The sequence below is a fragment of the Enterococcus sp. AZ119 genome (assembly GCF_050546175.1).
Taxonomy (GTDB): domain Bacteria; phylum Bacillota; class Bacilli; order Lactobacillales; family Enterococcaceae; genus Enterococcus; species Enterococcus faecalis.
In genome coordinates this window covers 2,399,192-2,412,807 of record NZ_CP172951.1, presented here as the reverse complement: position 1 = coordinate 2,412,807, position 13,616 = coordinate 2,399,192, and the positions used below count along the sequence as shown (strand labels likewise).

The window sequence follows — 13,616 nt, the reverse complement described above, 5'->3', positions numbered from 1 at the left end:
TAGGGAAACGTTTACAATCAGAGTGTAATCAGTCAGGAGGTTTTGTGATGGACTTGGAAAAAGTTTTAAAACAAAGAATCGAAGAGTTGTCAGCAATTGGGAGTGATCCTGCAGGAGGGATGACACGCTTACTTTATACAGATTCGTGGTTGGCAGCACAAAAGTATGTGCAAAGCCAAACTGAGGCGTTTGGACTGGAAACGCAATTTGACGAAGTCGGGAATCTGTTTTGTCGAGTGGCAGGAACGGAATTTCCTCAGGAAACGATTTTAACTGGGTCACATATCGACACAGTAGTTAATGGTGGGACCTTAGATGGTCAATATGGTGTTATTGCTTCCATGACGGCTGTTCAATATTTATTAGACAAATATGGGAAACCACGGCGTTCTCTAGAAGTGCTTTCCATGGCTGAAGAAGAAGGGAGTCGTTTTCCAACGGTTTTCTGGGGAAGCAAAAATGTCGTTGGTGAAGCCAAACGTGAAGAAGTAGTCGATATCTCTGACAACGAAGGTAAAAAGTTTGTTGATGAGATGCATCGCCAAGGCTTTGATTTTCGGCAGGAGCAAACTAGACGTGAGGACATTGAAGCATTTGTCGAAATTCATATTGAACAAGGCAATATTTTAGAGAACGAAAAGCTCCAAGTCGGTGTTGTTCATAGTATTGTAGGGCAACGTCGCTATACGGTTAACTTAAAAGGGCAAGCCAATCATGCAGGCACTACGCCAATGAGTTACCGTCATGATGCGGTGTACGGCTTTGCTAAAATTTGTGCAGAAGCCATTGATCGTGCGAACGAAATTGGGGATCCGTTAGTTTTAACATTCGGCAAAGTCATTCCGAAACCCAATACAGTCAACGTGGTGCCTGGAGAAGTGGAATTTACAATTGACTGCCGTCATACCGACGCTGCTTTTTTACGACATTTTACAGGTGAATTAGAAGAACGGATGAAGACAATTGCTCAAGAATTAGGCTTGACGATTGCGATTGATCGCTGGATGGATGAAGCCCCTGTACCGATGAATCAAGCAATTGTAGAAGTTATTGAACAAAAAGCCAAAGAAGGCAAGTATCAGTATCGTATGATGCATAGTGGTGCTGGGCATGATTCGCAAATTATTGCGCCCCATTACCCGACAGCGATGATATTTGTGCCAAGTATTGGTGGGATTAGTCATAATCCAGCAGAAGCAACGGCATTTCCAGATTTGGTTGAAGGCGTCAAGCTTTTAGCAGATACCTTATATGAATTAGCGTATAAATAAGATAGAAAAGGAAGAATTGTGATGGGTTATAAAAATAATCGAGTTGGTTACCAAAAAGAATTGTTAACATCAAGAGCTGTGATAAAAAAAGACAATTACGCCATTATTCCCCATGATGGTTTGGTGCAAAATGCAGTACCTGGTTTTGAAAATGTCGATATTTCCATTTTGGGATCACCTAAATTAGGTGCGACATTTGTGGATTACATTGCTACGTTTCATAAAAATGGTCAACAAACAACTGGTTTTGGTGGCGACGGGATTCAAACGTTGGTTTATGTCATTGACGGTCGTTTGCGCGTTTCAGATGGTCAAGAAACTCATGAACTTGAAGCAGGGGGCTACGCCTACTTTACGCCTGAAATGAAAATGTATTTAGCAAACGCACAGGAAGCGGACACAGAAGTTTTCTTATATAAAAAACGCTATCAGCCGTTGGCGGGCCATCAACCTTATAAAGTGGTTGGGTCAATTCATGACCAACAACCAGAAGAATATGAAGGAATGACAGACGTGTTACTTTGGAGTTTATTACCGAAAGAGTTTGACTTTGATATGAATATGCATATCTTATCTTTTGAACCAGGTGCTAGTCATGCCTATATTGAAACGCATGTCCAAGAGCATGGTGCGTATTTAATTAGTGGCCAAGGGATGTACAATTTGGACAATGAATGGTATCCAGTGGAAAAAGGGGACTATATTTTCATGAGTGCCTATGTGCCACAAGCAGCCTATGCGGTTGGCCGTGAAGAACCGCTAATGTACGTTTATTCCAAAGATGCCAATCGTGAACCAGAATTATAAAGAAAAGCCGAATGTAAAGTAATGACCTCGGAACAATAGGATTTGAACACGCAGTGGTGAACGGTAGAGTCCTTCTTCTTGGTAGACGTTACTTTTATTCGGCTATTTTCCTGTTAATTATTTTTCTGAAAGTTCTAGCGCTACCCGTAAGAGTAAACTCGTCTCAGGCTCTTGAATAGAGGTACCTAATAATTTTTCACATTGATTCATGCGATATTTAATGGTGTTTCTGTGAAGGTAAAGAGCGTTGGCCGTTTTAGTAATTTCGCAATTGAAATCTAAAAAAACTTTCAAGGTTTTTCGTAATTCTTGTAACGTCGGTTCCGTCGGGTAGGCCAACTCTTTCAATTGTTGCTGGCAAAAGTATTCAACATCTTCAGTGCCAATCTTTTCAAAAAGTCCAGCTAGGCCTTTGGGATGGAACAATTGCACAGTCGCTGGTTTTTGAGCGTGTAAAGAAGCCTCTAATGTCGAGGAAGCTTCAATATAAGAGTTAGGCAAATCTTCTAGGTTTTCATAAGCATTGCCTAAAGCAAAGCGAATGGTAATAGGCAAAGCCTGTTGCAAACGTTCAGCGAGGTTTTGCAAAATCATCAAATGGTCATTTTTCTTAGATTGAAAAATCAAGATACTTTTATTTTGATTTTTTAATTTAAACAAGGCGACATCTGGCAGGATTTCCGGCAATTGTTCTTTGAGCCATTGGAAAATTAGTTGCCCTTCCGCTTGCTGATAACGAATATGGGTTTCATTTTCTGGTTTAGTCACGCCGTAGACAATCGCTAATTGATAATAATCACTGTTGATTAAACGATAATTTTTCCAAAGTTCCAACCAATTTTGATGTTTACTCAGCGCTTCTTGATGTGTATCAAGCAAGCGGTCCAAAAAGTCTGTTTTGAGATGCTCAAAAGATTCAGCAATTTTCTGGTTTTTAAATAACATAAAAGTCAAAACTAAAATGGCCTGATCAATGGCAAATTCAGAAATAGGATAAGGAATCTGTTCAGGAGATAAGACCAATAGATAATAGGGAAAATAATCGTTCACACGAATTGGAAAGCCAGCTACTTGAATGTTTTCTTGTCGCTCATCCTGTAAACGAAAGATTTTCTTTTCTTGTGCCAATTGTTGAAAGTGGTCTTTTGATAATTGTTTGATAAAAAACTCCGCCGATTTTTGATTGCCATAAAAATAATTCGAGTGGGCAATCACCTGTTGCCAAGGACTTAATAAAATAATTGGCGCATTTAAAATTTTCGCAAATTCAGCGATGAAGCGCGTAGCATCAACATCTTGCATTAATAATGTTGAAAAACGCTTTTGTATGTCAAATGCTACAGACATCTGTTCGGTTTTGCTATCACGAAGATAGCCTACAATTTCATGCAACAACCCGCCTAGTGGCTGTGTGCTAGGAATTTTAATCAGGGGCAAATCAACGGCACTGGCATAGGCAACAATTTCTGGTGAAATTTCGTCAAGGAACCGCCCAACTTTGATTCCTAAAGCCGTACACTCTGCTTGTTTTAGCGAGTCAATAAAAGGTTTCAATTTTTCTTGATCATCTTTATAAATCATTGCCGTTGTTAAAATCATGACATTTTTAGGGATAAAATCAGCCACATCAGGTGTTTCCGTGATTTCTACACTTTCCAAGGGCTGTGTTAAGTTTGAGTGAGACGATAATAATTGTAAGTCAGAAAATCTTGGTAAAGCCAAGACCTCAGCTAATATTTTCATCACAACAACCTCCTTTTTTTATAGTATAGCGAAGAATAAAAAGGAGTACAAAAGATAGTTATTGAATATGTCTAAAAAACAAAGTCAAAATAGTGCAAATTGAACAATGAATTTCTGGGTTTTTCCAAAGATAATAAAAGAGAAGAATTAAAAATGAAGTGAGGGATTACTATGTATCAACAACCAAATTTTGTACGGCGAACAATCATGACGCCGGGACCAGTCGAAGCCCATCCATCGGTACTTCGTCAAATGGGTCAACCAATTTTAGGGCAATTTGATCCAGAATTTCTACAGATTATGGACGAAGTTCGGGAAATGATTAAAGTACCTTTTGCCACAAAGAATCAACAAGCCTTTGCCATTGATGGCACGTCACGTTCAGGCTTGGAAGCGGGGTTATTTGCGTTGATTGAGCCAGGTGACAAAGTGCTTGTGCCTGCGTACGGCCGGTTTGCTTATTTATTAGGTGAAATTTGCGAACGCGCCCGGGCCGAAGTCATTTATTTAGAAAAGGACTGGCTCGCACCGTTTGAACAAACAACGGTGATTGAAGCGATTAAAGAACATCAACCAAAAATTGTTGCGATGGTCCACGGCGAAACGGCGAATGCACAAATGCAACCACTGGATCAAATTGGCGCCTTTTGTCGGGAAAATGAAATTTTCTTTGTAGTAGATATGGTGGCGACTTACGGCGGTGTTGAAACAAAGGTCGATGATTGGAAGATTGATATTGCGGTAGCAGGCACTCAAAAATGTGTCAGCGTACCTTCAGGCCTTTCTTTAATTACCTACAACCAACGTGTAGCCGATTATCTGGCGGGCCGTTACCAAAAAGAGTTAGGGCTTGGCGCGGATGCGCGGAATGAACGGTTCATTCAAAGTAACTACTTGGATTTATCGCAATTAGAAAAATATTGGGGACCAGAGCGCTTAAATCACCATACAGAAGCGACTACAATGATTTATGGGCTACATGAAGGGTTGCGCTTGTTACTTCAAGAAGGCATGGAAAATGTCTACGCACGCCATCGGAAAAACGATCGTATTTTAGTTGAAAGTCTGCAAAAAATGGGCTTAGAAATTTTCGGGAAGTTAGACACAAAAACACCAACAGTCATTCCTGTGGTCATTCCAGAAGGAATTGATGGTGAAAAAGTGCGGAGCTTATTATTGGATCATTTTAAAGTTGAAATTGCCTCTTCCTTCGGTGATTTAAAAGGAAAAATTTGGCGGGTCGGTAATATGGGTTACAGCAGTCGCGAAGACAATGTGTTGCATTTCTTAAGTGCCTTTGAGACTGTATTGAAACACCAAGGTTATCAATTTGAAGGCGGTAGCGGTAGTACTCATGCATTGGCTGAGTATTTAAACTAAAAAAGAAGGTAGGACAAAGGTCACTACGTAAAAAAGCGTAGTGCTTTTGTTCCTTGTGAAACGTTAACCAAAAAAATGATTGGTGGAGGAAAAGAAAATGACAGACAAGACAAAAAGTTCGTTGGCTTATTGGAAAAAAATCGTTATTTTACTATGTATGGGCTGGGTAACAATCTGGATTTATCGTTCCGCGCTTTCTCCTGTTTATCCACAAATTCGTGCGTCTCTAAATGGTAACGCTTCCGATACGGCCCTAGGGTCCATTTCTAGCTTTTATTTTCTCGGTTACGTAGTCATGCAGATTCCTGCAGGCTTCTTGGTAGACAAAATTGGGAAAAAACGTGTATTAATTCCAGGCTTTATCTTGTTTGCGCTGGCAGCATTACTGATTGCCCAAGCCCAAACGATTGGAACAATTTACTTAGGTAGCTTATTGGCAGGCTTAGGATGTGGTTCTTTCTATGGCTCGGCTTACTCGTTGACGTCGCAAAACATTCCTCAAGCCAAAAAAAGTTTTGCAACAGCTATTGTCAACAGTGGTTCAGCAGTTGGTTCAGGTTTAGGGATGATTTTATCTAGTTATTTAGTTGCCCAAAAAGGATTACCTTGGCAAGTGATGATGTACATTTCCGCCTTTATGATTATTTGTATGTTAGTGGCTTTTCAAGTGATTATTCGCAATCATAAAGAAGACATGGCCTTGATTCAGCCAACCGTTGTTGATGAAAAAGATAACGGAGCGGTAAAAGAAAAAGTGCCCTTTAAAAAACTGTTTGCGCCACATATGCTATTTGCGTATATTTTATATTTTGGCACTTGTTATGCATATTATATGATTGTGACTTGGTTACCTAATTTTTTAAGTACCGAACGTGGTTTCCAAGGAGCAGCAATTGGATTGTCCTCTTCGCTGGTCGCATTTGCCTCTATTCCAGGAGCGTTATTTTTTAGTCGGTTGGCGGATAAGTACATGCATAAAAAAGTTCAATTCATCGTTGTTTTAGAATTTTTAGCAACAGCCATGCTCTTGTTAACTGTACAAGTAAGTAATGCGACGTTGTTATTAATTGCTTTAATTATGTATGGGTTCTTAGGAAAATTAGCTGTAGAACCGATTATTATTTCTTGGCTAGGTGAAAATGCACCAAAAATTGGAATTGGCACTACTTTGGGCGTGTTTAACTTTTTCGGCATGATGTCATCTGTGATTGCCCCAGCTTTAACTGGGAAAATTTCAGACACAACGGGTTCGAAAGTCATGGGCTTTTATATCGCCGTCGTGATTTTACTAATTGGCACGATTCTTTTTATGCTTGTTAATTTAAAAAAACGCGGGGCAGATTCGTCTAATAAATAAAAAAACAACGCAAACTTATCTTTCGCTGAATAAGTTTGCGTTGTTTTACTTTTTGACAATCATATTAATCGCTTGTGCTAATCGCTCTTCTTGTTCTTTAGGATCTTTTTCAGGATTTTCAAAGCAATGCTTTAAATTTTCCGCAACAATCATCCCCATTACGCGATCAATACTAGAACGGACCGCACTCAACTGAGTGATAACATCGATACATTCTTTTTCTTCATCAATCATTTTTTGAATCCCGCGAATTTGACCTTCTGTGCGGCGTAAACGATTCAGCACTTTCTTTTTTTCTTCAGTCATTTTGCCCCTCCTTAAGAGTAGTGATTGGTTTAAAATATACCTACACGAGGTATTTTTGTCAACTATCTTTTCTTTGAATCTAAAAATGGCAAAAATCTCTTCAGTTGACAAGTCTAACTTTTTCATGTTAAATATACCCCGTAAGGTATATAAGAGAAGGAGAACAAAATGTTATTTCAATTGTTTAAAAAAACGCCAAGTATTTCAACAAAAGAACTTCAGTCACGTTTATCTAAAGAGATAACGTTATTAGATGTCCGGACACCTAGCGAATACCGCGCAGGGCATATTCCACAAGCGATTAATGTCCCACTTAACAAAATTCCCGCCTACAACAAATCCGCTAACGAAGTCTATGTGATTTGCCAGTCCGGCATGCGCAGCAAAAATGCGGCCAAAATTTTAGCGAGAAAAAACTATCACGTGATTAACGTTCGTGGCGGTATGTCCCAATGGTCTGGTCAAATTAAAGGAGGAAAATAAATGAAAATTGTAATTATCGGAGGCGTGGCTGGTGGTATGTCAGCAGCGACACGTTTACGTCGCTTAATGGAAGATGCTGAAATTGTTGTCATGGAAAAAGGCCCTTTTGTTTCATTTGCAAACTGTGGTTTGCCTTACTACGTTTCTGGCGAAATCGCAGAAAGAGAGCAACTGCTTGTTCAAACACCCGAAGCGTTAAAGGCACGGTTTAATTTAGATGTTCGTCCTCACCATGAAGTCGTGGCGATTGATCCAATAGAAAAAGTGATCACAGTGAAACATGAAACAGAAATTTTAACAGAACACTATGACAAATTAATTTTATCACCAGGGGCGAAACCTTTTGTGCCACCAATTACAGGATTGGCAGAAGCCAAAAATGTTTTTTCATTAAGAAATGTTCCTGATTTAGATCAAATTATGACAGCCTTGACACCAGAAACAAAACGAGCCGTCGTGATTGGCGCAGGCTTCATTGGCTTGGAAATGGCAGAAAACTTGCAAAAACGCGGATTAGAAGTCACTCTCGTGGAAAAAGCGCCTCATGTTTTACCGCCATTAGACGAAGAAATGGCCGCTTTTGTCAAAGCTGAATTAAGCAAAAACAATGTTCAAGTAATTACGGGACAATCTGCGGTTGCTTTTGAAGAAGAAGGGCAAGTGATTCGCTTAGAAGACGGTCAAACATTAGCTTCTGATTTAACCATTTTGTCGGTGGGTGTCCAACCAGAAAATACCTTAGCAGTTGAAGCAGGTGTAGCAACTGGTTTACGTGGCGGTATTGTTGTTGATGAACACTATCAAACGAATCAACCCGATATTTATGCGGTTGGGGATGCTGTTGTAGTGAAACAACAAATCACTCAAGAAGATGCGCTGATTTCTTTAGCTTCTCCTGCCAATCGCCAAGGACGTCAAGTAGCGGATGTGATTGCTGGGTTAGAGAGAAAAAATCAAGGAAGCATTGGGACTGCCATTGTGCGAGTCTTTGATTTAACCGCTGCTTCAACTGGTTTAAGCGAACGGGCTGCTAAAGCTGCTGGACTAACAACAGCTGTTGTGCATATCAGTGGAAAAGACCATGCGGGGTATTATCCTGGCGCAACAGATCTTCAGTTAAAATTAGTTTTTCATCCTACGACAGGGGAAATTTATGGCGCACAAGGAATTGGGGCAAAGGGCGTAGATAAGCGGATTGATATTCTTGCGACCGCTATTAAAGGACAGTTAACTATTTTTGATTTGCCTGAATTAGAGTTTACCTATGCGCCGCCGTTTAGTTCAGCGAAAGATCCTGTGAACATGTTAGGCTATGCAGCGATGAACCTTGTAGAAGGGTTGAGTGAAAACATTCAATGGTATGAGCTATCCAACGAATTAGCTAAGGGGGCTGTTTTATTAGATGTCCGTAATCCCGCCGAACGAGCCAATGGTCAATTTAAAAATGCTGTGTCTATTCCTTTAAATGAGTTAAGAGAACGTTTGGAGGAATTAGACAAGTCAACGGAGTACATTGTTAGTTGTCACAGCGGTTTGCGTAGTTATATCGCAGAACGGATGCTAAAACAAGCGGGCATCTCAGCCAAAAATTTAGATGGTGCTTTTGCGCTATATCGAATGGTAAAACCGGAGGAACTAGAAAATGTATAACACGATTGGCATGCCTGAATTTTATCAGGAAGCAAAACGAAAAAAATTACCAATTATTGATGTACGAGAAGAAATGGAATACCAACTGGGGCATGTCCCTCAGGCCATCAACTTACCTTTAAGTACTTTAACCGAAAATTATCAGCAATTAGATAAAAACCAACCCTATTATCTGATTTGTCAAATGGGATCGCGCTCCGCACAAGCGTGTGCGTTTCTCAGTCAACAAGGGTATCAAGTAACCAATGTTCTAGGTGGTACATCTGGCTGGTTGGGTCAATTAGAACAATAAAATAACAAAAAACGTTTATCCTTTTACACAGGATAAACGTTTTTTTGTTAGATAAAGATGTGTCAAAACTGTAAGAGGAATGATAGGAAGATGAAGGGACCAGTTTTTTTATTCATTATATACTAAATAAAATGACAAACTCGTCAACAGAAATCAAGGAGGAACAAATAAATGAAAAAGTCAGGCCAGAAGAAGCGAAATAAAAAAGTGTGGTTCGGTATTGGTGCCGCAGTGGTCGTCGTCGGATTTATCGGAGCAAAAACAGTTTTTTCTTCAAAAGAAGTTGAACCTGAATACACAACGTATACCATTACAGAAATGGCCTCATTAAAATTAGATGGTCAAGTGAGTTTTCTAGATACTCGGGATATTTTCTTTGATCCTTCTCTAGGAAAAATTGCCGAAATAAATGTTGAAAATGGTAAAGAAGTCAAGAAAGATAGTCCATTGTTAACGTACAATAACTCAGACATCCAAGCCACAGAAACAGAACAAGCGAATGCCGTTAATCGGAACAATCTTCAAGTTCAACAAGCACAAGAGAACGTTAACTTAGCCACTCAAAAATACAATGAAGCGTTAAACAAAGTTGCTGCAGCCAAGCAAAAATTAAACACCGCAAAAGAGGCTGAAGAGAAAGAAACACTAAATGCGGAAATTCAGCAATTGAATGAAGCCGTTAGTGCTGCGAATAGTGAAGTCGCCCAAGCTAACCAAGCCCTTCAATTAGCCAACAGTGATGCCGTCGGAGCAGCAAACACGCTTGAACAAACACGTGGCAAAGTCAACACAGTTGTTACAGCACCAATTGATGGCCAAGTCACTGTTGATGCTAGTGCCATGAGTAGTACCGACAAACCAGTCATTAAAATTGCAACACAAAAGAAAAATATTCAAGGAAAAGTAACCGAATATGATTACGATAAATTACAGACAGGGGAAGAAGTAACAGTGACGACCGTTGGTTCAGGCAAATCAGCACCAGGCAAAATTGTTTCCATTGCGCAAACCCCAATAGCTAAAAATGAAGGCAATCCAGTAGTGAGTTATCAATTTACAGTAGAAGGTGATTTTCCTTGGGCAGAAGGCTTGTCTACTAGCATCGCTGTGCCGCAAAAGCAAATGATTATACCGACAGCAGCAATCCAAAAAGAAGGCCAAAAAGAATTTGTCTATGTTTACAAAGCGGGCAAAGCGAAAAAAACACCGATTGAAACAGAAACAAATTTAGGTCGTAAAGTTGTCAAAAGTGGCTTGAATTGGAAAGACCAAGTGATTGCCAATCCCAATAAAGAATTAAAAGATAATCAAGATGTTCAGGTAGCTGCCAATGATTAAGCTAGCCCATATTCATAAATATTATTATTCCGAAGAAGAAACACTGCATGTGTTAGATGATATTAACCTCCAAGTAGACGCTGGAGAATTTTTAGCGATTATGGGTCCTTCTGGTTCTGGGAAATCGACTTTGATTAATTTGCTAGGCTTTATTGATAAAAAGTTTGAAGGAACGTATTTATTTGAAGACCGTGAAATTGGCGACTTTTCTGATAAGGAACTATCCCGAATTAGAAATGAAGCAGTCGGCTTTGTCTTTCAGAATTTTAGTTTAATTGAAACACTAACAGTTGAAGAAAACATTGAATTACCTCTTTTATATAGTGGGTTAACCCCAAAAGAAGCCAAAGATCGTGTCCACGAAGTTCTGACAAAAGTCGGCTTGCCAGATAAAGGCAAGAAGCATCCAAAACAACTTTCGGGCGGACAACAACAACGTGTTGCCATTGCGCGTGCGATTGTCAATCGGCCAAGTTTTATTATTGCAGATGAACCAACTGGGGCTTTAGATAGTAAAACATCGGAAGAAATTTTAACGCTCTTTCAGCAATTAAACAATGAAGGTGTCACCATTATTTTAGTGACACATGATGAAGAAACAATTGAATACTGCAATCGTTTGATTAAAGTTCGTGATGGAAAGATTTTAGAGGAGGTGCTGACATGAAACGTTCAATTATTTGGAAAACCGCCTTCCGTTCCATTTTGAAAAATAAGCGACGCAGCTTGTTAACGATGCTAGGGATTGTCATCGGGATCGCTTCGGTGATTACCATCGTGGCTATCGGTAACGGCTTTAAAGAAGACATGGTCGATAAATTATCTGCTGAAAAACAAAAAGAAAATGTGAAAAAGATTTCTTTTTCGGCCTACAACACTTCGGATATGTTTAGTGACCAAGCGATGTTTACCGACAATGATTTAGGGGTCGTGCGCATGGTTCCTGGCGTAGAAAAAATTGATTTTGATCAAAGAGAAGTTGATGGCGCCCAAAAAGGTACACTGAATTTTCAAGCAGGACCGAAAAATCTTTCCGTAACCTATGAACTTGCCAACAAAACCACCAAAGAATTGTTGGCGGGACGCCAACTGAATGATGGAGACAATGCAAAACTGGATAAAACAGTGGTGGTGGATGAACTGGTTGCCAAAGAACTCTACCAAGACCCAACTGCAGCAGTTAATCGAACTTTTCCATATAAAGAGCAACTTTTTACCATTGTTGGCGTGACAACCAATACCAGCGGTGCCATTGGTCCAGGTAATGATGACTCATTACTTTATTTTCCAAAAAAGACCTATGAACATTATTTCGGCAAGCTAAAAGATACATCTACGTTGAAGCTAACAGTGGCACCTGGCTACCAACCAGATCAAGTATTGAAAGAAACAATAAAAACTCTCTCTCAACAAGGAACCATGAAAAACAGCGGGACGTATCAAGAATATAATGTTAAAGATACCATCAAAGAAATGGGCTCTTTATTAAATAATTTAACCTTGTTTATTTCCGCAATTGCGGCTATTTCACTGGTAATTGCTGGGGTCGGCGTTATGAATATGATGTACATTTCGGTCTCAGAACGGATTAAGGAAATTGGTATCCGACGTGCATTGGGCGGGACAGCCAGTGATATTAAAAAGCAATTCTTAACAGAAGGGATTGCCTTGACCTTAATCGGCGGAATTACTGGTTATCTTTTAGGAATGATTATTGCCTACTTAGCCTCAATGGCACTACCGTTTTCTGTTCGACCAGATTTAATGACCGTTTCATTAGCCATTGGGATTTCTGTCTTTATCGGGGTTGTATTTAGCTATTTCCCTGCCTCGGCAGCTTCAAAAAAAGACTTAATCGATATTATGAAATAAATATAAATAGCAAAGAAACAGCCATTTTTGGCTGTTTTTTTTAGTGAAAGTAGAAAAAAATCCAAATATTTCAAGAGAAAGTAGCTAACAAACGTCAAAAGGTTGATATTAGCTACCAACCTTTTGACGTTTGTCAGCTAAATAAAAAAGAAAAAAATTAAAAAAATAGCACGTTGAGGATTAAATAACAAACATTTTTTAAATAAGACTATTGGAAATCCTTTATAAATCGGGGATTACAGGAATGACTGTTAATGACTGATTTGCTTGTAAATTTCTAAATTTTAATTCGAAAAAATTCCAGTATACTAAATATATCAAAACAAAACACGAAAATTGAGAAAATTTTGAACCAAAAAAGAATTAAGGAGGAATCAAGAATGAAAATAATGGTCATCACAAAAAATATTTTATCAGAAACTGCTTTTCAAAACCGCTTACAGCATTTAGATCACCAAGTTTTTTGTACGACGTGTCTGATTGGTGAAATTAAGGAAAGTCATTTGTTTTATCGAAAATTTGATGCCATCATTCTCAGCGAAACGATTCCTCGCAAAGAACAATATTTATATCTAAAGGAATTAGCCAGAGTTAAAACGCCGTTGTTTCTTCGCTCGGAAGACATTCCTACCTCGGAAGAATTGAGCATTAGCTATCAATATGGCATTCTCAATTGGTTACGATTGGATGCGACTTTGGATACATTAAGAGAAAATCTCCTTTTGGCAGAATTAAATAAACCCATCCAACGAGAAGATGAAAAGTTAGATGTAGAGGGGATAAAGCTAACAGCCGCAGAACGTGCACTACTGGCTATCTTGTATAGTACGCCAAAAGAACACTTACCAATGGAACGCCTTTGTAAATTAATATATGACACAGAAGAAACAGCCAATAATCGAAAAAAAATGACCAAACAGCTGACAAAATTAAATAAAAAAATTCAAGTAGGGGGCTTTAAAAAACAAGGTATCCAAAATACACGGTATAAAGGCTACAAACTGCATCCGCAGTTGCTTCCTTACATTGGCGAATTATTTACTTAAATTAGAGAAGCACTTGACGAATGAAAATCCCCATCACAGGATGACCCCTAAAAACCATGCTATACTAATAA

13 protein-coding genes are annotated in these 13,616 nt (G+C 39.1%); 11 read left to right on the top strand and 2 right to left on the bottom strand.

What is annotated here, in order from left to right:
* Positions 1 to 47: 47 nt before the first annotated feature.
* Together allC and allE are read left to right on the top strand one after the other, a co-directional pair.
* A complete protein-coding gene (gene allC / locus IGL37_RS11740; protein ID WP_002383320.1) occupies positions 48 to 1,271 on the top strand; it encodes an allantoate deiminase in 1,224 nt (407 codons plus the stop codon).
* Positions 1,272 to 1,292: 21 nt separating this feature from the next.
* Positions 1,293 to 2,078 carry a (S)-ureidoglycine aminohydrolase gene (allE, locus tag IGL37_RS11735; protein WP_002384779.1) on the top strand — a complete coding sequence of 262 codons (786 nt, stop codon included), beginning with the start codon at positions 1,293 to 1,295 and terminating at the stop codon, positions 2,076 to 2,078.
* Between the two features lie 117 nt (positions 2,079 to 2,195).
* Here allE and IGL37_RS11730 read toward each other — a convergent pair whose 3' ends face one another.
* On the bottom strand, positions 2,196 to 3,821 hold the full coding sequence (locus IGL37_RS11730) for a PucR family transcriptional regulator (protein ID WP_002361079.1): 1,626 nt from the start codon (positions 3,819 to 3,821) through the stop codon (positions 2,196 to 2,198).
* A 171-nt stretch (positions 3,822 to 3,992) separates the two neighbouring features.
* Between IGL37_RS11730 and IGL37_RS11725 the strand changes: the two genes are divergently transcribed.
* Both IGL37_RS11725 and IGL37_RS11720 read left to right on the top strand, forming a co-directional pair.
* Positions 3,993 to 5,201: a pyridoxal-phosphate-dependent aminotransferase family protein gene (locus tag IGL37_RS11725; protein ID WP_002355061.1), complete on the top strand. Its 1,209-nt coding sequence runs from the start codon at positions 3,993 to 3,995 to the stop codon at positions 5,199 to 5,201.
* Positions 5,202 to 5,298: 97 nt separating this feature from the next.
* Positions 5,299 to 6,558, top strand: a complete 1,260-nt coding sequence (locus IGL37_RS11720) for an MFS transporter (protein ID WP_002368361.1) — start codon at positions 5,299 to 5,301, stop codon at positions 6,556 to 6,558.
* Positions 6,559 to 6,603: 45 nt separating this feature from the next.
* Here IGL37_RS11720 and IGL37_RS11715 read toward each other — a convergent pair whose 3' ends face one another.
* Entirely contained in the window at positions 6,604 to 6,864 is a 261-nt protein-coding gene (locus tag IGL37_RS11715) for a metal-sensitive transcriptional regulator (RefSeq protein ID WP_002355063.1), read from the bottom strand.
* A gap of 168 nt (positions 6,865 to 7,032) precedes the next feature.
* Here IGL37_RS11715 and IGL37_RS11710 point away from each other — a divergent pair, with 168 nt between their 5' ends.
* From IGL37_RS11710 to IGL37_RS11680, 7 genes are all read left to right on the top strand, one after another.
* Positions 7,033 to 7,347, top strand: a complete 315-nt coding sequence (locus tag IGL37_RS11710) for a rhodanese-like domain-containing protein (protein ID WP_002365287.1) — start codon at positions 7,033 to 7,035, stop codon at positions 7,345 to 7,347.
* Positions 7,348 to 8,997 carry an FAD-dependent oxidoreductase gene (locus tag IGL37_RS11705; protein WP_033918081.1) on the top strand — a complete coding sequence of 550 codons (1,650 nt, stop codon included), beginning with the start codon at positions 7,348 to 7,350 and terminating at the stop codon, positions 8,995 to 8,997.
* Positions 8,990 to 9,289, top strand: coding sequence for a rhodanese-like domain-containing protein (locus IGL37_RS11700; protein ID WP_002355066.1), 300 nt, complete (start codon positions 8,990 to 8,992; stop codon positions 9,287 to 9,289). The genes IGL37_RS11705 and IGL37_RS11700 overlap by 8 nt, the downstream gene beginning before the upstream one ends.
* Positions 9,290 to 9,460: 171 nt before the next feature.
* Positions 9,461 to 10,627 (top strand): efflux RND transporter periplasmic adaptor subunit, encoded by a 1,167-nt coding sequence (locus IGL37_RS11695; RefSeq protein ID WP_002359132.1) that lies wholly within the window; start codon positions 9,461 to 9,463, stop codon positions 10,625 to 10,627.
* Positions 10,620 to 11,294, top strand: coding sequence for an ABC transporter ATP-binding protein (locus IGL37_RS11690; RefSeq protein ID WP_002365285.1), 675 nt, complete (start codon positions 10,620 to 10,622; stop codon positions 11,292 to 11,294). Before IGL37_RS11695 ends, IGL37_RS11690 begins: the two co-directional genes overlap by 8 nt.
* Entirely contained in the window at positions 11,291 to 12,499 is a 1,209-nt protein-coding gene (locus tag IGL37_RS11685) for an ABC transporter permease (RefSeq protein ID WP_002396661.1), read from the top strand. The genes IGL37_RS11690 and IGL37_RS11685 overlap by 4 nt, the downstream gene beginning before the upstream one ends.
* 380 nt (positions 12,500 to 12,879) lie before the next feature.
* Entirely contained in the window at positions 12,880 to 13,545 is a 666-nt protein-coding gene (locus tag IGL37_RS11680) for a helix-turn-helix domain-containing protein (RefSeq protein ID WP_033918080.1), read from the top strand.
* Positions 13,546 to 13,616: the final 71 nt, after the last annotated feature.

What these genes read in the sequence shown, in the direction of transcription:
- IGL37_RS11710 (WP_002365287.1), top strand. Translation starts at nt 7,033, where the DNA reads ATGTTATTTCAATTGTTTAAAAAAACGCCAAGTATTTCAACAAAAGAA.
- IGL37_RS11720 (WP_002368361.1), top strand. Translation starts at nt 5,299, where the DNA reads ATGACAGACAAGACAAAAAGTTCGTTGGCTTATTGGAAAAAAATCGTT.
- IGL37_RS11730 (WP_002361079.1), bottom strand. Translation starts at nt 3,821, where the DNA reads ATGAAAATATTAGCTGAGGTCTTGGCTTTACCAAGATTTTCTGACTTA.
- allE (WP_002384779.1), top strand. Translation starts at nt 1,293, where the DNA reads ATGGGTTATAAAAATAATCGAGTTGGTTACCAAAAAGAATTGTTAACA.
- IGL37_RS11690 (WP_002365285.1), top strand. Translation starts at nt 10,620, where the DNA reads ATGATTAAGCTAGCCCATATTCATAAATATTATTATTCCGAAGAAGAA.
- IGL37_RS11725 (WP_002355061.1), top strand. Translation starts at nt 3,993, where the DNA reads ATGTATCAACAACCAAATTTTGTACGGCGAACAATCATGACGCCGGGA.
- IGL37_RS11680 (WP_033918080.1), top strand. Translation starts at nt 12,880, where the DNA reads ATGAAAATAATGGTCATCACAAAAAATATTTTATCAGAAACTGCTTTT.
- IGL37_RS11705 (WP_033918081.1), top strand. Translation starts at nt 7,348, where the DNA reads ATGAAAATTGTAATTATCGGAGGCGTGGCTGGTGGTATGTCAGCAGCG.
- allC (WP_002383320.1), top strand. Translation starts at nt 48, where the DNA reads ATGGACTTGGAAAAAGTTTTAAAACAAAGAATCGAAGAGTTGTCAGCA.
- IGL37_RS11685 (WP_002396661.1), top strand. Translation starts at nt 11,291, where the DNA reads ATGAAACGTTCAATTATTTGGAAAACCGCCTTCCGTTCCATTTTGAAA.
- IGL37_RS11695 (WP_002359132.1), top strand. Translation starts at nt 9,461, where the DNA reads ATGAAAAAGTCAGGCCAGAAGAAGCGAAATAAAAAAGTGTGGTTCGGT.
- IGL37_RS11715 (WP_002355063.1), bottom strand. Translation starts at nt 6,864, where the DNA reads ATGACTGAAGAAAAAAAGAAAGTGCTGAATCGTTTACGCCGCACAGAA.
- IGL37_RS11700 (WP_002355066.1), top strand. Translation starts at nt 8,990, where the DNA reads ATGTATAACACGATTGGCATGCCTGAATTTTATCAGGAAGCAAAACGA.